Annotated in this window: 17 protein-coding genes; 14 read left to right on the top strand and 3 right to left on the bottom strand. The window is 60.6% G+C overall.

Annotated features, from left to right (window positions below; translation table 11 throughout):
- Positions 1–21 precede the first annotated feature (21 nt).
- The 3 genes from PSJE_RS15370 to PSJE_RS15360 all read left to right on the top strand — a co-directional run bounded on the left by PSJE_RS15370 (position 22) and on the right by PSJE_RS15360 (position 5,029).
- Complete coding sequence (locus tag PSJE_RS15370) at positions 22–2,724, top strand: [protein-PII] uridylyltransferase (protein ID WP_090453382.1); 2,703 nt, start codon at positions 22–24, stop codon at positions 2,722–2,724.
- A gap of 158 nt (positions 2,725–2,882) precedes the next feature.
- Positions 2,883–4,082, top strand: a complete 1,200-nt coding sequence (gene dapC, locus PSJE_RS15365; protein WP_090453380.1) for a succinyldiaminopimelate transaminase — start codon at positions 2,883–2,885, stop codon at positions 4,080–4,082.
- A gap of 203 nt (positions 4,083–4,285) precedes the next feature.
- Positions 4,286–5,029: a M12 family metallopeptidase gene (locus PSJE_RS15360; protein WP_090453378.1), complete on the top strand. Its 744-nt coding sequence runs from the start codon at positions 4,286–4,288 to the stop codon at positions 5,027–5,029.
- 31 nt (positions 5,030–5,060) lie between these two features.
- Here the strand turns inward: PSJE_RS15360 and PSJE_RS15355 are convergent, their stop codons facing one another.
- The gene (locus PSJE_RS15355; protein ID WP_090457756.1) at positions 5,061–6,692 is read right to left on the bottom strand and encodes a Na+/H+ antiporter; all 1,632 of its coding nucleotides are present in this window, start codon (positions 6,690–6,692) and stop codon (positions 5,061–5,063) included.
- A gap of 317 nt (positions 6,693–7,009) precedes the next feature.
- Here PSJE_RS15355 and PSJE_RS15345 point away from each other — a divergent pair, with 317 nt between their 5' ends.
- From PSJE_RS15345 to PSJE_RS15325, 4 genes are all read left to right on the top strand, one after another.
- On the top strand, positions 7,010–7,372 hold the full coding sequence (locus PSJE_RS15345) for an ArsC family reductase (protein ID WP_224795451.1): 363 nt from the start codon (positions 7,010–7,012) through the stop codon (positions 7,370–7,372).
- Positions 7,373–7,404: 32 nt separating this feature from the next.
- Entirely contained in the window at positions 7,405–8,439 is a 1,035-nt protein-coding gene (gene dapD / locus PSJE_RS15340) for a 2,3,4,5-tetrahydropyridine-2,6-dicarboxylate N-succinyltransferase (protein WP_090453375.1), read from the top strand.
- A gap of 145 nt (positions 8,440–8,584) precedes the next feature.
- Positions 8,585–9,790 carry an aminotransferase class V-fold PLP-dependent enzyme gene (locus PSJE_RS15330; protein WP_090453371.1) on the top strand — a complete coding sequence of 402 codons (1,206 nt, stop codon included), beginning with the start codon at positions 8,585–8,587 and terminating at the stop codon, positions 9,788–9,790.
- Positions 9,787–10,191, top strand: a complete 405-nt coding sequence (locus tag PSJE_RS15325; protein WP_057716179.1) for a SufE family protein — start codon at positions 9,787–9,789, stop codon at positions 10,189–10,191. Before PSJE_RS15330 ends, PSJE_RS15325 begins: the two co-directional genes overlap by 4 nt.
- A gap of 104 nt (positions 10,192–10,295) precedes the next feature.
- On the opposite strand, the gene tcdA is transcribed toward PSJE_RS15325, so the two are convergent.
- Entirely contained in the window at positions 10,296–11,114 is an 819-nt protein-coding gene (gene tcdA, locus PSJE_RS15320) for a tRNA cyclic N6-threonylcarbamoyladenosine(37) synthase TcdA (RefSeq protein WP_046041104.1), read from the bottom strand.
- 264 nt (positions 11,115–11,378) lie between these two features.
- On the opposite strand from tcdA, the gene PSJE_RS15315 reads away from it, so the two are divergent.
- From PSJE_RS15315 to PSJE_RS15300, 4 genes are all read left to right on the top strand, one after another.
- Positions 11,379–13,970 carry a glycosyltransferase gene (locus PSJE_RS15315; RefSeq protein WP_090453369.1) on the top strand — a complete coding sequence of 864 codons (2,592 nt, stop codon included), beginning with the start codon at positions 11,379–11,381 and terminating at the stop codon, positions 13,968–13,970.
- 237 nt (positions 13,971–14,207) lie between these two features.
- On the top strand, positions 14,208–15,359 hold the full coding sequence (dapE, locus tag PSJE_RS15310) for a succinyl-diaminopimelate desuccinylase (protein ID WP_057716181.1): 1,152 nt from the start codon (positions 14,208–14,210) through the stop codon (positions 15,357–15,359).
- Positions 15,359–16,168, top strand: coding sequence for a putative RNA methyltransferase (locus tag PSJE_RS15305; protein WP_090453368.1), 810 nt, complete (start codon positions 15,359–15,361; stop codon positions 16,166–16,168). Before dapE ends, PSJE_RS15305 begins: the two co-directional genes overlap by 1 nt.
- Positions 16,169–16,249: 81 nt before the next feature.
- Complete coding sequence (locus tag PSJE_RS15300; protein WP_057716183.1) at positions 16,250–16,627, top strand: hypothetical protein; 378 nt, start codon at positions 16,250–16,252, stop codon at positions 16,625–16,627.
- 136 nt (positions 16,628–16,763) lie between these two features.
- Here the strand turns inward: PSJE_RS15300 and PSJE_RS15295 are convergent, their stop codons facing one another.
- Positions 16,764–16,973, bottom strand: coding sequence for a cold shock domain-containing protein (locus PSJE_RS15295; RefSeq protein ID WP_007954750.1), 210 nt, complete (start codon positions 16,971–16,973; stop codon positions 16,764–16,766).
- Between the two features lie 236 nt (positions 16,974–17,209).
- Here PSJE_RS15295 and plsB point away from each other — a divergent pair, with 236 nt between their 5' ends.
- Genes plsB through PSJE_RS15280 form a run of 3 tightly spaced genes read left to right on the top strand, consistent with a single transcriptional unit; the run spans position 17,210 to position 20,878 of the window.
- Entirely contained in the window at positions 17,210–19,702 is a 2,493-nt protein-coding gene (gene plsB / locus PSJE_RS15290) for a glycerol-3-phosphate 1-O-acyltransferase PlsB (RefSeq protein ID WP_090453366.1), read from the top strand.
- Between the two features lie 60 nt (positions 19,703–19,762).
- Positions 19,763–20,161, top strand: coding sequence for a YbaY family lipoprotein (locus tag PSJE_RS15285; RefSeq protein ID WP_090453364.1), 399 nt, complete (start codon positions 19,763–19,765; stop codon positions 20,159–20,161).
- Between the two features lie 27 nt (positions 20,162–20,188).
- A complete protein-coding gene (locus tag PSJE_RS15280) occupies positions 20,189–20,878 on the top strand; it encodes a DUF4197 domain-containing protein (protein WP_057716186.1) in 690 nt (229 codons plus the stop codon).
- The last annotated feature ends 7 nt before the right edge of the window (positions 20,879–20,885 follow it).

The following is a 20,885-nucleotide window of genomic DNA, read 5'->3' as shown; positions in this document are numbered from 1 at the left end:
TATAGAAAGGAAAGCCAATCGATGCCGCAGGTGGATCCCGAACTCTTCGACCGCGGCCAGTTCCAGGCTGAACTGGCCCTGAAGGCAAGCCCGATCGCGGCCTTCAAGAAGGCGATCCGCCAGGCCCGCGAAGTGCTCGACACGCGTTTTCGCAATGGCCGGGACATTCGCCGGCTGATCGAGGATCGCGCCTGGTTCGTCGATAACATCCTGCAAAAGGCCTGGGAGCAGTTCAGCTGGAGCGAGGACGCCGACATCGCGCTGGTCGCGGTCGGCGGCTACGGCCGTGGCGAATTGCACCCTTATTCCGATATCGACTTGCTGATCCTTCTGGAAAGCGCCGACCACGAGGTTTTCCGCGATTCCATCGAGCGTTTTCTGACGCTGTTGTGGGACATCGGCCTGGAGGTCGGCCAGAGCGTTCGCTCGGTCGACGAATGCGCCGTCGAGGCCCGCGCCGACCTGACGGTCGTCACCAACCTGATGGAAAGCCGCACCATCGCCGGCCCCGAGCGTTTGCGCCAGCGCATGCTGGACGTCACCAGCACCGGGCACATGTGGCCGAGCAAGGACTTCTTCCTGGCCAAGCATGCCGAACAAAAGGCTCGCCACCACAAGTACAACGACACCGAATACAACCTGGAACCCAACGTCAAAGGCTCACCCGGCGGCCTGCGGGATATCCAGACGATTCTGTGGGTGGCCCGTCGCGAATACGGCACCCTGAACCTGCGGGCACTGGCAGGCGAAGGGTTCCTGGTAGAGAGCGAAAACGCCCTGCTCGCCTCCTCCCAGGAGTTCCTGTGGAAGGTTCGCTATGCCCTGCACATGCTGGCCGGCCGCGCCGAAGACCGCCTGCTGTTCGATCACCAGCGCACCATTGCCGGGCTGCTGGGCTTCAAAGGCGACGACGCCAAGCAAGCCATCGAAAATTTCATGCAACAGTATTATCGGGTGGTCATGAGCATCGCCCAACTCAGCGACCTGATCATCCAGCACTTCGAGGAAGTCATCCTCGCACCGGAAGACGAAGCGCCACCGCAGCCGATCAACTCGCGTTTCCAGTTGCATGACGGCTACATCGAGGCACGCAACGACAACGTCTTTCGCCGCACGCCGTTCGCCATGCTCGAAATCTTCGTGCTGATGGCCCAGCAGCCCGAAATCAAGGGTGTGCGCGCCGACACCATTCGCCTGCTGCGGGAACACCGCCACCTGATCGACGACGACTTCCGCAACGATATTCGCAACACCAGCCTGTTTATCGAATTGTTCAAATGCAAGATCGGCATCCACCGCAACCTGCGGCGAATGAACCGTTACGGCATCCTTGGGCGTTATCTGCCCGAATTCGGCTTTATCGTCGGGCAGATGCAACACGACCTGTTCCACATCTATACGGTCGATGCCCACACCCTGAACCTGATCAAACACCTGCGTAAGTTGCAGTACACCCAGGTGTCGGAAAAATTCCCGCTGGCCAGCAAAGTCATGGGCAAGCTGCCCAAGCCCGAGCTGATCTACATGGCCGGCCTGTACCACGACATCGGCAAAGGCCGGCATGGCGATCACTCGGACATCGGTGCCGTGGATGCCGAGGCCTTTTGCCAGCGTCATCAACTGCCCACGTGGGACAGTCGCCTGATCGTGTGGCTGGTGCAAAACCACCTGGTGATGTCGACCACCGCCCAGCGCAAGGACTTGTCCGACCCGCAGGTGATCCACGATTTCGCCCAGATCGTTGGCGACGAAACCCGCCTCGACTACCTGTATGTGCTGACTGTCGCCGACATCAACGCCACCAACCCGACCCTGTGGAACTCCTGGCGCGCCAGCCTGCTGCGCCAGCTCTACACCGAGACCAAGCGCGCCCTGCGCCGTGGCCTGGAGAACCCGGTGGATCGCGAAGAGCAGATCCGCCAGACCCAGAGCGCCGCCCTGGATATCCTGGTGCGCGGCGGCACCGACCCGGACGATGTCGAGCAATTGTGGGCGCAGTTGGGTGATGACTATTTCCTGCGCCACACCGCCGGCGACGTGGCCTGGCACAGCGACGCGATACTCCAGCAACCGGCCGACGGCGGACCACTGGTGCTGGTCAAGGAAACCACCCAGCGCGAGTTCGAAGGTGGCACGCAGATCTTCATCTATGCCCCGGACCAGCACGACTTCTTTGCCGTGACCGTGGCAACGATGGACCAGCTCAACCTGAACATTCACGACGCCCGGGTCATCACCTCCAGCAGCCAGTTCACCCTCGACACCTATATCGTGCTCGACACCGACGGCGACTCGATTGGCGATAATCCGGCGCGGGTCAAACAGATCCGCGAGGGTCTGACCGAAGCCCTGCGTAACCCGGACAACTACCCGACCATCATCCAGCGCCGGGTGCCACGTCAGCTCAAGCATTTCGCCTTTGCACCACAAGTGACGATCCACAACGACGCCCAGCGCCCGGTGACGGTACTGGAACTCACCGCGCCCGACCGCCCGGGCCTGCTGGCGCGGATTGGCACGATCTTCCTGGAGTTCGATCTGTCTTTGCAGAACGCCAAGATCGCCACCCTCGGCGAACGCGTGGAAGACGTGTTCTTCATCACCGACGCCAACAATCAGCCGTTGTCCGACCCGCTGCTGTGCAGCCGCCTGCAGGATGCGATCGTCGAACAACTGAGCGTCAACCAGGAACCTGATATCAAACTGTCGCGCATCAGCATCTGACTTAACAACGGCCCGCCTTTTGTAGGAGCGAGCTTGCTCGCGATGAACTCAAATACGCCGCGTTATTCTGGCAAGAACGCGTTATCGTTGACGACCATCGCGAGCAAGCTCGCTCCTACAGGGACCAGCGCCGCTCCAACACCGAACGAGATTTATCGATGAACAACGCCCTGTCCCAGCTCCAGCCCTACCCGTTCGAGAAACTCCGCGCCCTGCTCGGCAGCGTGACGCCCAATCCGGACAAGCGTCCGATCGCGCTGTCCATCGGCGAGCCGAAACACCGTTCGCCAAGCTTTGTCGCCGAGGCCCTGGCCGGCAATCTGGAAAAAATGGCTGTGTACCCGACCACACTCGGTATCCCGGAGCTGCGTGAAGCCATCGCGGCATGGTGCGAGCGTCGCTTCGATGTGCCTAAGGGCTGGATCGACCCGGCGCGCAACGTGCTGCCGGTCAACGGTACCCGCGAAGCGCTGTTCGCCTTCACCCAGACCGTAGTCAACCGTGGCGATGACGCGCTGGTGGTCAGCCCGAACCCCTTCTACCAGATCTACGAAGGCGCGGCGTTCCTCGCCGGGGCCAAGCCGCATTACCTGCCATGCCTGGACGAAAACGGCTTCAACCCGGATTTCGACGCCGTATCGCCGGACATCTGGCAACGCTGCCAGATCCTGTTCCTGTGCTCTCCGGGCAATCCGACCGGCGCCCTGATCCCGGTCGAGACCCTGAAAAAGCTGATCGCCCTGGCCGACGAATACGACTTCGTGATTGCCGCCGATGAGTGCTACAGCGAGCTGTACTTCGACGAACAAACGCCGCCGCCAGGCCTGCTCAGCGCTTGCGCGGAACTGGGTCGCAAGGACTTCAAGCGTTGCGTGGTGTTCCACAGCCTGTCCAAGCGTTCGAACCTGCCAGGCCTGCGCTCGGGCTTTGTGGCCGGTGATGCCGACGTCCTCAAGGGCTTCCTGCTCTATCGCACCTACCATGGCTGTGCGATGCCGGTTCAAACCCAATTGGCCAGCGTTGCCGCGTGGAATGACGAAGTGCACGTGCGCGCCAACCGTGCGCTGTATCGCGAGAAGTTCGATGCGGTGCTGGAAATCCTCAGCCCGGTGCTGGACGTACAGCGTCCGGATGGCAGTTTCTACCTGTGGCCGAATGTTGAAGGTGACGATGCTGCGTTCTGTCGAGATCTGTTCGAGCAGGAACACGTGACTGTCGTGCCTGGCTCGTATTTATCGCGGGATGTCGAGGGCGTCAATCCGGGGGCTGGGCGTGTGCGCATGGCCCTTGTTGCGCCGTTGGCGGAGTGTGTCGAAGCAGCTGAACGAATCCGTGACTTTATAACTCGCAACAAGTAACGACTAAGTCTGTACTGCGCAACGCAGTACAGACTCTTTAATTCTGACAGTGAAACATAACGCATTAATGGCAACTTTATTCATGGATTAACTTTCGTTAATCTCGCCATTCCGGATGCCAACTTCACACCCACATCAAATATTGCACCAGCAATATCCAATCGTTAGCATCCTGAAATCCAAAAACAACATGGAAGTTAATTATGAAAAACAGCAAACCTTGCTTGATCCAGGCGCCTGCCAACATTCAGGCATCCTATGAAGCCGCTATAAACGAAAATCCAAATAACGCACCGACCAGCTCGTCCGGACGTAAAAAAAGGTCTGTGGGTGAACACCAGAGATTCTGGCGCCCAGGACGGACGTTGAAAATTGCTATAACGGACTATGGCGATGGCGGACATGAAATAGTTAAAAACGCCATCAACCAATGGGCACCGCACGTCAACTTGACGTTTGAGTTTGTCACGCTCATAGACGACGAAGAACTTTACGAGGGCGACATTCGGATTTACCTGACACCATTATCAAACGCCGTCATGTATTCAGCCATCGGAACCGACGCACTAACAGAACCTTCTCACCTACACACAATGCAGCTGGGAACAGATTACTCTTCTGCCGGATATGAATCATTAGTCATGCACGAGTTTGGGCATGCTCTTGGATTCCTGCATGAGCACCAACACCCCGACGCCAGCATTCCATGGGACAAAGAAAAAACTTACCTGCAATACGCGCGGCAATTCGGTTGGTCGAGAGAATTTGTTGACGGTGCCGTGTTCCCCCTTCCGCGCGATGCTGACCGATCCTACGAACCTTATGACCGGCATTCGATCATGCATTACAACGTATTGAACACTTGCACTATCGGAGACTGGGAACAGCCGGTAAATCTGAAACTTAGCGCTGGCGACAAAGCCGCTGCCTTGAAGTTTTATCCTTGAAGAAGTCGCTCAACCTCACAGGCTGGTGCCGTTACTTCACAACACCTAACTTGGCCTCACTCAAATCCAGTTCCCCCAACACCTCACGCAACACGTCATCACCAATCTGGTGATGACGACTGAGGCTGTACAACTCCAGGCGCTGCGCCCGTAGCGCCTTCAAGCGCAAACGCCGTTCCAGCAAGTCCATCTGAAACGCCAGGGCTTGCGCCTCAGCGGAGTCGTTGAACACCTCCAACTGATGTCGGTACTCGGACATGATCCGCGCCTTGAGTTCGACGGCCAGTGCGGACTGGGCGGCGTCCTGTGGATTGACCTCTTCTGTCTCAAGCGCATGAATGGCCGCCTCGGCGGTCTTGCGCCAGGCGTCGCGCACTTCGTTGCGCCGCTTGTCGTCCGGACTGGCTTCGATGCCACGCAACAACAGTGGCAGCGCGATGCAGGCCGCAATCAACGACAGCAGAATCACCCCGGCGGCGATGAAAATCAGCAGATCGCGCTCGGGAAATGCGCTCCCGCCCATGAGCATCGGCACCGACATCACACCCGCCAGCGTCACGGCCCCGCGCACGCCGCCCACGGTCAGCAACCAACAGGATCGCGCCGTCGGCACCCGGGTCACTTCACCCTTGCCGCGCAATCGCCGCAGCAGTACCGACAATCGCCAGATGCTTTGCACCCAGACGAACCGCAAAACCAGCAGCACCAGGAAAATCGCCACCACGTCGAGCCCGCGATACAACAACGTCGGCCATAGCGAAGTTTCGTGACTGGCCACCGCCTTGATGATGTCCGGCAACTGCAAACCCAACAGCAGGAAGATCAAACCGTTGAACGCGAACTCCAGCAGCGACCAGACACTTCGGTTGAGCAAGCGCGTGTTGGTCTGGCGCGGCAACAGGTCGAGCCAGCTCTGCATCATTCCCGCCGCCACCGCCGAGAGGATGCCCGACACTTCCATGCGCTCGGCCAGCACGTAGGCCGCAAACGGCAGCAGCAACATGAACACCACATGCGTCGCCGGATCATCCCAGCCCCGCTCGATCATCCACGCCCGCAGACGGCCGACCAGCCAACTCAAAGCCACCCCGACCGCCAGGCCACCGACAGCGACCAACACGAACGTCAGGCTGGCATTGGCCAGCGAGAACACACCGGTCACCGCCGCCACCAGGGCAAACTTGAATGTCACCAGGCCCGAGGCGTCGTTCATCAGCGCCTCGCCCTGCAAGATGTGCATCAAGGGGGTCGGCAGTCTGTTGCGGGAAATGGCCGACACCGCCACCGCATCCGTCGGTGACAGCACGGCTGCCAGGGCGAACGCCACCGGCAACGGCACATCGGGCAACAACCAGTGAATGAAATACCCGGCGCCGACCACGGTGAACAGCACCAGGCCCACTGCCAGGGTCAGGATCGGGCCGCGCAAGTGCCAGAATTCGCGCTTGGGCATGCGCCAGCCGTCGGAGAACAACAGTGGTGGCAGGAACAGAAACAGGAACAGCTCGGGATCGAGGGCTACATGGAGGCCGAGCGTCGGCCAGGCAAGCAAGGCCCCAGCGGCAATCTGCACCAATGGCAAAGGCAGCGGAACCACCCGTCCGATCAGGCGCGAAACGCCAACCAGCATCAACAGGATCAGGACGGTATAAGCGGTTTGCATAAAGCGTGGTTCCCGGACGATCAACAGCATTGAAGTGCCATATTAGCCGCTTAGACTGTCTACTGACCCTTGCACCAATGTCGCACGCCAGAACTACAACCCCCTGTAGGAGCGAGCTCGCTCGCGATGGTCGTTAACGATCACGCTGTATACCTGACACCCCGCGGCGTTCTCAGGCTCATCGCGAGCGAGCTCGCTCCTACAAAGGTTTTATGCCATGACTCAGAGACAAACCCGACCACAGCCGCCGCGAAACCGTCCGGCCATGGCATAATCCGTCACCTTTTATTTACGGCACCTGCAAAGGGGGCAATTCCTTGACCGTTTCAAGTAAAACGTTGCACCTTTTCGGCATCAAAGCCTGCGACACCATGAAAAAGGCGCGCACCTGGCTCGATGAACACGCTGTCAACTATGACTTTCATGATTACAAGGCGGTCGGTATCGACCGTGAACACCTGACCCAATGGTGCAACGAGCACGGCTGGGAAGTGGTGTTGAACCGTGCAGGCACGACCTTTCGCAAGCTCGACGACGAACGCAAAGCCGATCTCGACCAGACGAAAGCCATCGAACTGATGCTCGCACAACCCTCGATGATCAAGCGCCCGGTGCTTGATCTCGGTGACCGAACCCTGATTGGCTTCAAGCCAGATATCTACGCGGCTGCGCTCAAGTAAGCAGCCCGTTTCAATTTGCTAGAGGTATCAACATGTCTACTACCCTGTTCAGCCTGGCCTTTGGTGTCGGCACTCAAAACCGTCAAGGCGCATGGCTGGAAGTGTTCTACGCCCAGCCACTGCTCAACCCGCCCGCCGAACTGGTCGCCGCCATTGCGCCGGTCCTCGGTTACAGCGAAGGCAACCAGGCCATCACCTTCACCACCGCGCAGGCCGCGCAACTGGCTGAAGCCGTGAAAGGCATCGACGCGGTACAAGGCAAACTGCTGACCCGCCTGGCCGAGAGCCACAAGCCGCTGGTTGCCACCTTGCTGGCCGAAGACGCCCAGCTGTCGTCCACCCCTGAGGCCTACCTCAAGCTGCACCTGCTGAGCCATCGCCTGGTCAAGCCACACGGCCTGAACCTGGCCGGGATCTTCCCGCTGCTGCCGAACGTGGCCTGGACCAGCCAGGGCGCTGTCGACCTGAGCGAACTGGCCGAACTGCAACTCGAAGCCCGCCTGCGCGGCGAGCTGCTGGAAGTGTTCTCGGTGGACAAGTTCCCGAAAATGACCGACTACGTGGTTCCGGCCGGCGTGCGTATCGCTGACGCTGCGCGCCTGCGTCTGGGTGCCTACGTGGGCGAAGGCACCACCGTGATGCACGAAGGTTTCATCAACTTCAACGCCGGCACCGAAGGCCCGGGCATGATCGAAGGCCGCGTATCCGCTGGCGTATTCGTCGGCAAGGGTTCGGACCTGGGCGGCGGCTGCTCGACCATGGGCACCCTGTCGGGCGGCGGCAACATCGTGATCAAGGTCGGCGAAGGCTGCCTGATCGGCGCCAACGCCGGTATCGGTATCCCGTTGGGCGACCGCAACACCGTCGAGTCGGGCCTGTACGTGACCGCTGGTACCAAAGTCGCGCTGCTGGACGAGAACAATCAACTGGTCAAAGTGGTCAAGGCCCGTGAACTGGCCGGCCAGCCGGACCTGCTGTTCCGTCGCAATTCGGAGACCGGTGCCGTGGAATGCAAAACCCACAAATCGGCCATCGAACTGAACGAAGCGCTGCACGCTCACAACTAAGCCACACGATCCCTGTTCCTGTAGGAGCGAGCCTGCTCGCGATGGACGTCAACGATAACGCGGGGCATCAGACAGCCCGTGTCGTCCAAGCGATCATCGCGAGCCAGCTCGCTCCTACAGGGATCAAGTGCATAGGCCGAACAGCATGATGATTCTCTCCCCCTGGCGTGTCGATTTTCCGGCCATCGCCGCCCTGCAACGGCAAGACCAGACCTATCTGGACAACGCCGCCACTACGCAAAAACCTCAAGCCCTGCTCGATGCCCTGGCGCACTACTACGCCAACGGCGCGGCCAACGTGCATCGGGCGCAGCATTTGCCCGGCGCCCACGCCACCCAGGCGTTCGAGGACAGCCGCCGCAAAGTCGCGCAATGGCTCAATACTGGCGATTGCGGGCAGATCATCTTTACCCACGGCGCGACGTCCGCGCTGAATCTCCTGGCCTATGGCCTGGAACATCTTTTCAATCCGGGCGACGAGATTGTCATCAGCGCCCTGGAGCATCACGCCAACCTGCTGCCGTGGCAGCAACTGGCGCACCGTCGCGACCTGAAACTGGTGATCCTGCCGCTGGATACCAACGGCGTGATCGACCTTGAAGCCGCCGCCGGTTTGATCGGTCCACGCACGCGTCTGTTGGCGGTCAGCCAGCTGTCCAACGTGATTGGCGCGTGGCAGCCGCTGCCGCAATTGCTGGCACTGGCCAAGGCGCACAACGCCCTGACCGTGATCGACGGCGCTCAGGGCGTGGTCCATGGTCGCCACGACGTGCAAGCGCTGGGCTGCGATTTCTATGTGTTCTCCAGCCACAAGCTCTACGGCCCCGATGGCCTGGGCGTGCTGTTCGGGCGCAATACAGCACTTCAACAACTGCGTCCCTGGCAGTTCGGTGGTGAAATGGTGCTCGATGCCAATTATCACGACGCACGCTTTCGCCCGGCACCGCTGGGTTTCGAGGCCGGGACGCCGCCGATTGCCAGCGTGATCGGCCTGGGAGCGACCCTGGACTACCTCGCCGGGCTCGATCAGGACACCGTGTCTGCCCATGAAGCCGCGTTGCATGCCTGCCTGCTCAAGGGCCTGGAGGCGCGCAACGGCATTCGCCTGCTGGGCAAGCCGCAAGTGGCACTGGCCAGTTTCACCGTCGAGGGTGTGCATAACTCCGATCTCGCGCATTTGCTGACCGAACAAGGGATCGCGGTGCGTGCCGGCCACCACTGCGCGATGCCGCTGCTCAAACGCTTCGAACTGGCCGGAGCGATTCGGGTGTCGTTGGCGCTGTACAACGATTCCGAAGACCTGGAGCGGTTCTTTGAAGCCCTGGATCAGGCGCTGGAGCTATTGCGATGAACCTGCCTGCCGATGCCGTTACGGCACTCGATATCTTTCAGAAAGCGGCAGGCTGGGAACAACGCGCACGCCTGCTGATGCAATGGGGCGAGCGCCTGCCCGCGTTGAGCGACACGCAAATGTGCGACGCCAATCGGGTACACGGCTGTGAAAGCCAGGTGTGGCTGGTGGGCGAGTTGCGCGACGGTCATTGGCAGTTCAGCGCCAACAGTGATGCACGGTTGATTCGCGGGTTGGTGGCGTTGCTGCTGGCGCGGGTCAACGGCTTGTCCGCGGCCGAGTTGCAGCAGGTGGATTTGCCGGACTGGTTCAATCAACTGGGGTTGGGACGGCAGTTGTCCGAGTCCCGCAGCAATGGCTTGAATGCGGTGCTTCAGCGGATGCGGGAGTTGGCTCAATAAGAGGGCTGCTTCGCAGCCCATCGCGGGCAAGCCCGCTCCCACAGGAGGAACGCATTCCAATGTGGGAGCGAGCTTGCTCGCGATGAGGCCTTCAGCCACACCGACTAAACCTGCGGTTTGACCCGCTCCGCCGGCCGCCGCACACCCGCGACAATCTTGTCCACAGCCTTGGTCGCCGCGACCATGCCAAACGTCGCCGTCACCATCATCACTGCGCCAAACCCGCCAGCACAGTCGAGCTTCACGCCATCACCGACAAAACTCTTCTGCAGGCAAATGCTGCCGTCCGGTTTCGGGTAGCGCAGTTGCTCGGTGGAAAACACGCACGGCACGCTGTAGTGGCGGGTCACGGTGCGTGAGAAGCCGTAGTCGCGGCGCAGCGTGGAGCGCACCTTCGACGCCAATGGATCATTGAACGTGCGATTGAGGTCGCAGACCTGGATCAACGTCGGGTCAATCTGCCCGCCCGCGCCGCCGGTGGTGATGATCTGGATCTTGCGCCGCTTGCACCAGGCGATCAGCGCGGCCTTGGCATTGACGCTGTCGATGCAGTCGATCACGCAGTCGATGTTCGGCGTGATGTACTCGGCCATGGTGTCGCGGGTAACGAAGTCAGGCACCGCATGCACCGTGCAGTCCGGGTTGATCCCGCGCAGACGCTCGGCCATCACCTCGACCTTGGGCTTGCCCACCGTGCTGTCCAGCGCGTGCAACTGGCGGTTGGCGTTGCTGACGCAGACGTCATCGAGGTCGAACAGCGAAATTTCGCCAACACCACAACGGGCCATGGCTTCCGCCGCCCAGGAACCGACGCCACCGACGCCCACGATCGCCACATGGGCCGCTTTCAGGCGCTCAAGGCCTTCAATGCCATACAAGCGGGCGATGCCAGCAAACCGCGGATCTTCTGTACTCATGACCATTACCCCAAAAACCGGCGCGCATTATAGGGCCGTCGGCGCCCAAGAGCATCATTGCGCTATGAACGGGCAACATCCACGAAAAATACATCGAACAAAGATTCGTCCTACACGCTCTAAAGAAAGAACTTAAACCGACTTGGATTGCCCAATGTCCGGCAATTCCCTGTCCGCTGTACGACCAGAGAATGCCCGGTGTAGGATGCGCGCCCCTTGGCGACCGCCAACCGTTCCTTCGTTCCACAGTCTTTGGAACCCGAAATAACTATGTCATCGCGTAAATTTGGACTCAACCTGGTCGTGGTGCTCGCCATCGCAGCCTTGTTTACCGGCTTCTGGGCGCTGATCAACCGCCCGGTCACCGCCCCCAACTGGCCTGAACAGATCTCCGGCTTCTCGTACTCGCCATTCCAGCAGGGCCAGTTCCCGCAGAAAGACCAGTACCCGACCGACGATCAAATGCGTCGCGACCTGGAGATCATGAGCAAGCTGACGGACAACATCCGCATCTACTCGGTCGACGGCACGCTGCAGAACATCCCGAAACTGGCGGAAGAGTTCGGCTTGCGGGTGACCCTGGGGATCTGGATCAGCCCGGACCTGGAACGCAACGAACGGGAAATCACCCGTGCCATTGAAATCGCCAACTCCTCGCGCAGCGTGGTTCGTGTGGTGGTCGGCAACGAGGCCATTTACCGCAAGGAAATCACCGCCCAGGAACTCAGCGTCATGCTCGATCGCGTGCGTGCCGCCGTGAAAGTGCCGGTGACCACGTCCGAACAGTGGCACGTGTGGGAAGAACACCCGGAACTGGCCAAGCACGTCGACCTGATTGCCGCGCACGTCCTGCCTTACTGGGAATTCGTTCCGATGGACAAGGCCGGGCAGTTCGTCCTCGACCGCGCCCGCGACCTGAAAAAGATGTTCCCGAAAAAACCACTGCTGCTGTCCGAGGTGGGCTGGCCGAGCAACGGCCGCATGCGTGGTGGCGCCGACGCCTCCCCGGCGGACCAGGCGATTTATCTGCGAACCCTGGTCAACAAGCTCAATCGCCAGGGCTTCAACTACTTCGTGATCGAAGCGTTTGACCAGCCGTGGAAAGCCAGCGACGAAGGTTCCGTCGGCGCCTACTGGGGCGTGTTCAACGCCGCGCGCCAGCAGAAGTTCAACTTCGAAGGCCCGGTGGTGGCGATTCCGCAATGGCGCGTGTTGGCCATTGGTTCGGTGGTATTGGCGCTGTTGTCGCTGACCCTGCTGATGATCGACGGCTCGGCCCTGCGCCAGCGTGGCCGTACCTTCCTGACCTTCATTGCGTTCCTGTGTGGTTCGGTGCTGGTGTGGATCGGTTACGACTACAGCCAGCAATACAGCACCTGGTTCAGCCTGACGGTGGGCTTCTTGCTCGCCCTCGGTGCGCTCGGGGTGTTTATCGTGCTGCTGACCGAAGCCCATGAACTGGCCGAAGCGGTGTGGGTGCACAAGCGCCGGCGCGAGTTCCTGCCGGTGGAAGGCGACTCCAGCTACCGCCCGAAGGTGTCGATTCACGTGCCCTGCTACAACGAGCCGCCGGAGATGGTCAAACAGACCCTCAACGCCCTGGCCAACCTCGACTATCCGGACTTCGAAGTCCTGATCATCGACAACAACACCAAGGACCCGGCTGTCTGGGAACCGGTGCGCGATTATTGCGAAACCCTCGGCCCGCGCTTCAAGTTCTTCCACGTGGCACCACTGGCCGGCTTCAAGGGCGGCGCGCTGAACTACCTGATCCCGCACACCGCCAAGGACGCCGAAGTGATCGCAGTGATCGACTCCGATTACTGCGTGCACCCGAACTGGCTCAAGCACATGGTGCCGCACTTCGCCGACCCGAAAATCGCCGTGGTGCAGTCGCCGCAGGATTACCGCGACCAGAACGAAAGCACCTTCAAGAAGCTCTGCTACGCGGAATACAAAGGCTTCTTCCACATCGGCATGGTCACCCGCAACGACCGCGACGCGATCATCCAGCACGGCACCATGACCATGACCCGTCGCTCGGTGCTCGAAGAGCTGGGCTGGGCCGACTGGTGCATCTGTGAAGACGCCGAACTGGGCCTGCGGGTATTCGAAAAAGGCCTGTCGGCAGCGTATTACCACACCAGCTACGGCAAGGGCCTGATGCCCGATACCTTCATCGACTTCAAGAAACAGCGTTTCCGCTGGGCCTACGGAGCAATCCAGATCATCAAGCGCCACACCGCCAGCCTGCTGCGCGGCAAAGACACCGAGCTGACACGTGGCCAGCGCTACCACTTCCTCGCGGGCTGGTTGCCGTGGGTGGCGGACGGCATGAACATCTTCTTCACCGTTGGCGCGCTGCTGTGGTCGGCGGCAATGATCATCGTGCCGCAACGGGTCGATCCGCCGCTGCTGATCTTCGCAATCCCGCCATTGGCGCTGTTCGTGTTCAAGGTCGCCAAGATCATCTTCCTCTACCGTCGTGCGGTCGGGGTCAATCTGAAGGATGCCTTCTGCGCGGCACTGGCCGGTCTGGCGTTGTCCCACACCATCGCCAAAGCGGTGCTGTACGGTTTCTTCACCAGCAGCATTCCGTTCTTCCGTACGCCGAAGAATGCCGACAACCACGGCTTCTGGGTGGCGATTTCCGAAGCCCGGGAAGAGATGTTCATCATGCTGCTGTTGTGGAGCGCGGCCCTGGGGATCTACCTGGTGAACGGCATGCCGAGCAACGACATGCGCTTCTGGGTCATCATGCTGCTGGTGCAGTCGCTGCCGTACGTCGCGGCGCTGATCATGGCGTTCCTGTCGTCGCTGCCGAAACCGGCCGCCGAGCCTGAAACGGCACCTGTCGTCTAAATCTGCGCGGATGCACTAAACGGCGGCCAATGGTCGCCGTTTTGCTTTAAGATAAGCGCCATTTTGCGGGGCCTGGCGTGTCGGGGTTTACAGAACGAACCCGATACCTGTGGGAGCGAGCTTGCTCGCGATTGCGATGTAACAATCAAAGTTTATGTTGACTGACACAACGCCATCGCGAGCAAGCTCGCTCCCACATTTAGCCCGCGCCCACATTCATGATTTTCGGAGTTTTCCATGACGGCCCACGCCGACCTTTCGCCGACCCTCCAACTCGCCATCGACCTGATCCGCCGTCCGTCCGTGACGCCGATCGACGCCGATTGCCAGAAGCAGATGATGCAGCGCCTGGGCGATGCCGGTTTCACCCTGGAACCGATGCGCATCGAAGATGTGGATAACTTCTGGGCCACCCACGGCCAGGACGACGGTCCGGTGCTGTGCTTTGCCGGCCACACCGACGTGGTCCCGACCGGCCCGGTGGCGGCCTGGCAGATCGAACCGTTCAACGCGCTGATCGACGAACACGGCATGCTCTGCGGTCGTGGCGCCGCCGACATGAAAGGCAGCCTCGCCGCCATGACCGTCGCCTCCGAGCGTTTTGTCACCGACTACCCGAATCACAAAGGCAAAGTCGCGTTCCTGATCACCAGCGACGAAGAAGGCCCGGCGCACCACGGCACCAAGGCCGTGGTCGAACGCCTCGCCGCACGCAAGGAACGTCTGGACTGGTGCATCGTCGGCGAACCGTCGAGCACCACCCTGGTAGGTGACGTGGTCAAGAACGGTCGTCGCGGCTCCCTCGGCGCCAAACTGACCGTGCGCGGTGTGCAAGGCCACGTGGCCTACCCGCACCTGGCCAAGAACCCGATCCACCTCGCTGCCCCGGCTCTGGCCGAACTGGCTGCCGAGCACTGGGACCACGGTAACGATTTCTTCCCGCCGACCAGTTTCCAGATCTCCAACGTCAACTCCGGCACCGGTGCGACCAACGTGATCCCGGGTGACCTGGTGGCCGTGTTCAACTTCCGTTTCTCCACCGAATCGACGGTCGAAGGCCTGCAAAAGCGTGTCGCCGACATCCTCGACAAGCATGGCCTGGACTGGCACATCGACTGGGCGCTGTCCGGCCTGCCGTTCCTCACCGAACCTGGCGCGCTACTCGACGCGGTATCGGCGAGCATCAAGGACATCACCGGTCGTGAAACCAAGGCGTCCACCAGCGGTGGTACCTCCGATGGCCGTTTCATCGCGACCATGGGTACCCAGGTGGTTGAGCTGGGCCCGGTCAACGCGACCATCCACCAGGTCAACGAACGCGTGCTGGCAGCCGATCTCGACGTGCTGACCGAAATCTACTACCAGACCCTGATCAAGTTGCTCGCCTGATGCTTGCGTGCCCGATCTGCAGTGAGCCGCTCAATGCGGTGGACAACGGCGTGGCCTGCCCCGCCGGGCATCGTTTCGACCGTGCGCGCCAGGGTTACTTGAACCTGTTGCCGGTGCAGCACAAGAACAGCCGTGACCCTGGGGATAACCAGGCGATGGTCGAAGCCCGCCGCGACTTCCTGAATGCCGGGCACTACGCCCCGGTGGCCAAGCGTCTGGCGGAGCTGGCTGCCAGTTATGCACCACAGCACTGGCTGGACATCGGTTGTGGCGAGGGTTACTACACCGCGCAAATCGCCGAGGCCCTGCCAGATGCCGAAGGTTATGCCCTGGACATCTCCCGCGAAGCAGTCAAACGCGCCTGCAAACGCAACCCACAGCTGACCTGGTTGATCGCCAGCATGGCGCGGGTGCCGTTGGCTTCCGGCAGTTGCCAGTTCCTGGCCAGCGTCTTCAGCCCGCTGGATTGGGAAGAAGCCAAGCGCCTGCTCAGTGTTGGCGGCGGCCTGATGAAAGTCGGGCCGACCAGCGGCCACCTGATGGAACTGCGCGAGCGGCTGTACGACGAAGTCCGTGAATACACTGACGACAAGCACCTGGCCCTGGTGCCGGGAGGCATGGCGCTGGCCCACAGCGAAACCCTGGAATTCAAACTGACGCTGGAAAGCGGTCAGGACCGGGCGAACCTGCTGGCCATGACGCCCCACGGCTGGCGCGCCAGTGCCGAGCGCCGTGCTGCCGTTATCGAGCAGGCCGAGCCGTTCGAGGTCACCGTATCGATGCGCTACGATTATTTCGTACTTCAATAACCTTAATTTTTGGTCTCGGGCAAATGCTCAAGACCGGCTAAATCCGCGAATGGATTTTTCAGACCCGCAGTGAGGACATCCATGCGCCAACCCGATATCGAGATTTACCTGAAAGACGCCGACGTCGACCACAAAGCCATTGCCGCCTGGCTCGGTGCGGCATTGGGTCCGTGCACCGATTGGGTCCAGAAGGGCCAGACCTACAAGTGCAAGGCTGGCAACGTGCCAGTGACCTGGCTGCCAAAAGCGGTCGGCAAATGGAACAGCCTGTATCTGGAAAGCGACCAGACCCCATGGGACGACGACATCGCCTGCGCCCGCGCCGCGTTTGCCGCGCTCAACGTGGAAGTGCGTTGTGCACCGGGCACCTGGGTCGAGGAAGAAGGTGAAGAGACGGCGGACCGCTGGATTCGCATCAGCGCCGATGGTGAAGAAGAAATCACCTGGAAAACCGCGTAAAAACCTACACACCAAACCTGTGGGAGCGAGCTTGCTCGCGATGAGGCCCTTTCAGTCAACATCCATGTTGAATGTCAGACCGCTATCGCGAGCAAGCTCGCTCCCACAGTGTTTTTGGGCGTTCTGAAGATTCTGGTTACAGACCTACAACATCCTCAGCCTGCAACCCTTTCTGCCCTTCCACCACCGCATATTCGACCTGCTGGCCTTCGGTCAGCGAACGGTGGCCTTCGCCACGAATCGCGCGGTAGTGCACGAACACGTCCACCCCGTCCTCGCGCTGGATGAAGCCGTAGCCCTTGGCGTCGTTGAACCACTTCACGTTGCCGGTTTCGCGTGTTGCCATTTGTTCATACTCCCTTTTTATTATTGGTCGGGCTTTTCGCAGGAAAGCCTCGGGAACGTCAGCCTGCGCATACCGGTCCCATGAGGGCAACGGCGACAGAGCGCCGAGTATATGACAGACGTTAAAACTCTCAACAAGAGTTTACTTTCGCGCTTTTTTGCCGATTTTCAGCGAATCCGGCACACTATCGGCCTCCCGAGCAAACGCTCGGTTTTATTCACTCACGCAGAAGCCGTATGACCCGCTCCCCGTTCCGCCGTCTTGTGTTTGGCACCCTGCGCCGACTGTTGTACCTCTGGGTTCGCTCCGAGACGATCAACCAGTCGTCGTTCACCCTCAACCTCGACCGCAGTCGTCCGGTGTTCTACGTCCTGCAAAACCCTTCGCTGACCGACCTTGCCGTGGTCGACACCGAATGCAGCAAGGCCGGCCTGCCACGCCCGGTACTGCCGGTATCGGTGGGCAACCTGCTGGAACCTGCCGCGTTCTTCTACCTGACGCCGGACCCGGACTGGCTCGGCCGCCAGGACAAGCGCGGAGCGCCGCCGACACTGACCCGCCTGGTCAGCGCCCTGAGCCAGAACGCCGCCGAAGATGCGCAGATCATTCCGGTCAGCGTGTTCTGGGGGCAGTCGCCGGACAGCGAAAACAGCCCATGGAAACTCCTGTTCGCCGACAGCTGGGCCGTTACCGGGCGTCTGCGTCGGTTACTGAGCGTCATCGTCCTGGGACGCAAGACCCGCGTGCAGTTCTCCGCGCCGATCCACCTGCGCGAACTGATCGAGCACGACAAGGGCCACGAACGCACCGTGCGCATGGCCCAGCGCATCCTGCGGGTTCACTTTCGCAACCTGAAGGCTGCGGTAATCGGCCCGGACATTTCCCACCGCCGCAACCTGGTCAAAGGCTTGCTGAACCAGCCACAGGTCAAACAAGCGATCCTCGACGAAGCCGAGCGCGAGAACATCTCGCCGGAGAAAGCCAAAGCTCAAGCGCTACGCTACGGCAACGAAATCGCCTCGGACTACACCTACACTGCGATCCGTTTTATGGAAGTGGTGCTGAGCTGGTTCTGGAACAAGATCTACGACGGTATCAAGGTCAACCACATCGAAGGCGTGCAGAAGGTCGCCCAGGGTCACGAAGTGATCTACGTGCCATGCCATCGCAGCCACATCGACTATCTTCTGCTGTCCTATCTATTGTTCCGCAACGGTCTGACCCCGCCGCACATTGCCGCGGGCATCAACCTGAACATGCCGGTGATCGGCGGCCTGCTGCGTCGCGGCGGTGCGTTCTTCATGCGCCGCACCTTCAAGGGCAACCCGCTGTACACCTCGGTGTTCAACGAATACCTGCACACCCTGTTCACCAAGGGTTTCCCGGTGGAGTATTTCGTCGAGGGTGGCCGTTCGCGCACCGGGCGCATGCTGCAACCGAAAACCGGAATGCTGGCGATCACCCTGCGCAGCTTCCTGCGTTCGTCGCGCATGCCCATCGTCTTCGTGCCGGTGTACATCGGCTATGAGCGTGTGCTGGAAGGCCGGACCTACCTCGGCGAACTGCGCGGTGCGGCCAAGAAGAAAGAGTCGATCTTTGATATTTTCAAAGTCATTGGCGCACTCAAGCAGCGCTTCGGCCAGGTGGCGGTGAACTTCGGTGAGCCGATCAAACTGGCGGAATTCCTCAACAGCGAACAGCCGGACTGGCGCAAACAGGAGCTCGGCCCGCAGTTCAGACCGGCCTGGCTCAACGAAACCACCAACCGCCTCGGCGAGAAAGTCGCGCAGCATCTCAACGAAGCGGCGGCGATCAACCCGGTCAACCTGGTGGCACTGGCGCTGCTGTCGACCACCCGATTGGCGCTGGATGACCGGGCCATGGCGCGGGTGCTGGATCTGTACCTGGCGCTGCTACGCAAGGTCCCCTATTCGCCACACACCACCTTGCCGGAAGGCGATGGCCGGGCGTTGATCGAGCATGTGAAGGACATGGACCTGCTGTCCGAGCAAAGCGATGCCCTGGGCAAGATTCTCTATCTGGACGAACAAAACGCCGTCCTGATGACCTACTACCGCAACAACGTATTGCACATCTTCGCGCTGCCGGCGTTGCTGGCGAGCTTCTTCCAGAGCGCCTCGCGCATGAGTCGCGAACAGATCCTGCGCTATACCCGCGCGTTGTATCCCTACCTGCAAGCGGAGCTGTTCATTCGCTGGTCGCTGGACGAACTGGATGCGGTGATCGATCAATGGCTGGAGGCATTCGTCGAGCAAGGCCTGCTGCGCTTCGAGAACGACGTGTACTTGCGCCCGGCGCCAAGCTCGCGGCATTTCGTGCTGCTGACCTTGCTGTCGAAAAGCATCGCCCAGACCTTGCAGCGTTTCTACATGACCGTGTCCCTGCTACTCAACAGTGGCCAGAACAGCATCAGCGCCGAAGAACTGGAAGACCTGTGCACGGTCATGGCCCAACGCCTGTCGATCCTGCATGGCCTGAACGCCCCGGAATTCTTCGACAAGAGCCTGTTCCGCCACTTCATCCAGACCATGCTCGACCTTGACGTGCTCAAGCGCGATGAAGCGGGCAAGCTGAGCTATCACGAACTGCTCGGTGAACTGGCCGAAGGCGCGGCCAAGCGCGTATTGCCGGCGGAGATTCGTTTGTCGATCCGTCAGGTGGCGCTGCATCGCAGTGAAGATGCAGCCGACGCCACCCCACCTTTGTAAACCGTCTAGATTGATCAGGGCGCCAGTCGGTTCTGGCGCCCTCGATACGGAGATTGACCGATGAAAAAACTGCCACTGATCGCAGCCGCCATCCTGCTGACAGCCTGCCAGCACCCGACACCGGCGCCCAAGGCTTCCCTTGATGGAGAAGTCTTCTACCTGCAACGCATCGCCCTGCCACCGACGGCGGTCCTGAGTGTCAGCCTGCAGGACATTTCACTCGCCGATGCCCCGGCGAAGGTCATCGACGAACAGCGCGGCCAGATCAAAGGGCAGGTGCCGCTGGCCTTCCATCTCAGCTACGACCCGCTGAAGATAGAGCCCAACCACCGTTACTCGGTGAACGCGCGCATCGAAGTCGACGGCAAACTGATGTTCATCACCACCGAGAATCATGCCGTGCGCCTGGACGGCACCGATCCACAACCGCTGAAGGTCCGTGTCGACCCGGCCCGCTAAGTGTCTTTTTCGAAAAAGGAAGTTGCCATGTTCCGCCCTACCCTCCGCTTTGCCGGCCTGTGCGCAGGCTTGATGATCTGTGCCAACGCCCTGGCGCTATCCCTCACCGACCTGTCGCAGAAAGACGCCACCGGCGGCCTCAAGGACGCACTGACCCAAGGCGCGCAACTGGCCGTCAAACAACTCGGCACCCCGGGTGGTTTCAGCAACAACCCCGATGTGAAAATCGAACTGCCGGGCAAGCTGGGCAAAGTCGCGAGCAAGATGAAACAGTTCGGCATGGGTGACCAGGTCGATGAGCTGGAAGCCAGCATGAACAAAGCGGCGGAAACCGCCGTGACCCAGGCCCAGCCAATCCTCGTCGATGCCGTGAAGAAAATGACCGTGGAAGATGCCAAGGGCATCCTCAGCGGCGGCAACGACTCGGCCACCCAATACCTGAACAAGACCAGCCGCGAACAGATCCGCGCCAAATTCCTGCCCATCGTCAAGCAAGCCACCGACAAGGTTGGCCTGGCCCAGCAGTACAACTCGTTCGCCGGGCAAGCGGCGACCATGGGCGTAGTGGATGCGAAAAACGCCAACGTCGAAAACTACGTCACCGAGCAAGCGTTGAATGGCTTGTTCGAGATGATCGGCAAACAGGAAGAAACCATCCGCCAGAACCCGGCGGCTGCGGCGACCAGTTTGGCGAAGAAGGTGTTTGGTACGCTCTGAGCCGCGA

Origin of the sequence: Pseudomonas jessenii (assembly GCF_002236115.1) — a bacterium.
GTDB lineage: Bacteria > Pseudomonadota > Gammaproteobacteria > Pseudomonadales > Pseudomonadaceae > Aquipseudomonas > Aquipseudomonas jessenii.
This window is presented reverse-complemented; position numbering and strand designations above follow the sequence as displayed.

What these genes read in the sequence shown, in the direction of transcription:
- dapD (WP_090453375.1), top strand. Translation starts at nt 7,405, where the DNA reads ATGTCTACTACCCTGTTCAGCCTGGCCTTTGGTGTCGGCACTCAAAAC.
- PSJE_RS15280 (WP_057716186.1), top strand. Translation starts at nt 20,189, where the DNA reads ATGTTCCGCCCTACCCTCCGCTTTGCCGGCCTGTGCGCAGGCTTGATG.
- PSJE_RS15300 (WP_057716183.1), top strand. Translation starts at nt 16,250, where the DNA reads ATGCGCCAACCCGATATCGAGATTTACCTGAAAGACGCCGACGTCGAC.
- PSJE_RS15325 (WP_057716179.1), top strand. Translation starts at nt 9,787, where the DNA reads ATGAACCTGCCTGCCGATGCCGTTACGGCACTCGATATCTTTCAGAAA.
- PSJE_RS15315 (WP_090453369.1), top strand. Translation starts at nt 11,379, where the DNA reads ATGTCATCGCGTAAATTTGGACTCAACCTGGTCGTGGTGCTCGCCATC.
- PSJE_RS15355 (WP_090457756.1), bottom strand. Translation starts at nt 6,692, where the DNA reads ATGCAAACCGCTTATACCGTCCTGATCCTGTTGATGCTGGTTGGCGTT.
- PSJE_RS15295 (WP_007954750.1), bottom strand. Translation starts at nt 16,973, where the DNA reads ATGGCAACACGCGAAACCGGCAACGTGAAGTGGTTCAACGACGCCAAG.
- dapE (WP_057716181.1), top strand. Translation starts at nt 14,208, where the DNA reads ATGACGGCCCACGCCGACCTTTCGCCGACCCTCCAACTCGCCATCGAC.
- PSJE_RS15305 (WP_090453368.1), top strand. Translation starts at nt 15,359, where the DNA reads ATGCTTGCGTGCCCGATCTGCAGTGAGCCGCTCAATGCGGTGGACAAC.
- plsB (WP_090453366.1), top strand. Translation starts at nt 17,210, where the DNA reads ATGACCCGCTCCCCGTTCCGCCGTCTTGTGTTTGGCACCCTGCGCCGA.
- PSJE_RS15370 (WP_090453382.1), top strand. Translation starts at nt 22, where the DNA reads ATGCCGCAGGTGGATCCCGAACTCTTCGACCGCGGCCAGTTCCAGGCT.
- tcdA (WP_046041104.1), bottom strand. Translation starts at nt 11,114, where the DNA reads ATGGTCATGAGTACAGAAGATCCGCGGTTTGCTGGCATCGCCCGCTTG.
- PSJE_RS15285 (WP_090453364.1), top strand. Translation starts at nt 19,763, where the DNA reads ATGAAAAAACTGCCACTGATCGCAGCCGCCATCCTGCTGACAGCCTGC.
- PSJE_RS15360 (WP_090453378.1), top strand. Translation starts at nt 4,286, where the DNA reads ATGAAAAACAGCAAACCTTGCTTGATCCAGGCGCCTGCCAACATTCAG.
- dapC (WP_090453380.1), top strand. Translation starts at nt 2,883, where the DNA reads ATGAACAACGCCCTGTCCCAGCTCCAGCCCTACCCGTTCGAGAAACTC.
- PSJE_RS15330 (WP_090453371.1), top strand. Translation starts at nt 8,585, where the DNA reads ATGATGATTCTCTCCCCCTGGCGTGTCGATTTTCCGGCCATCGCCGCC.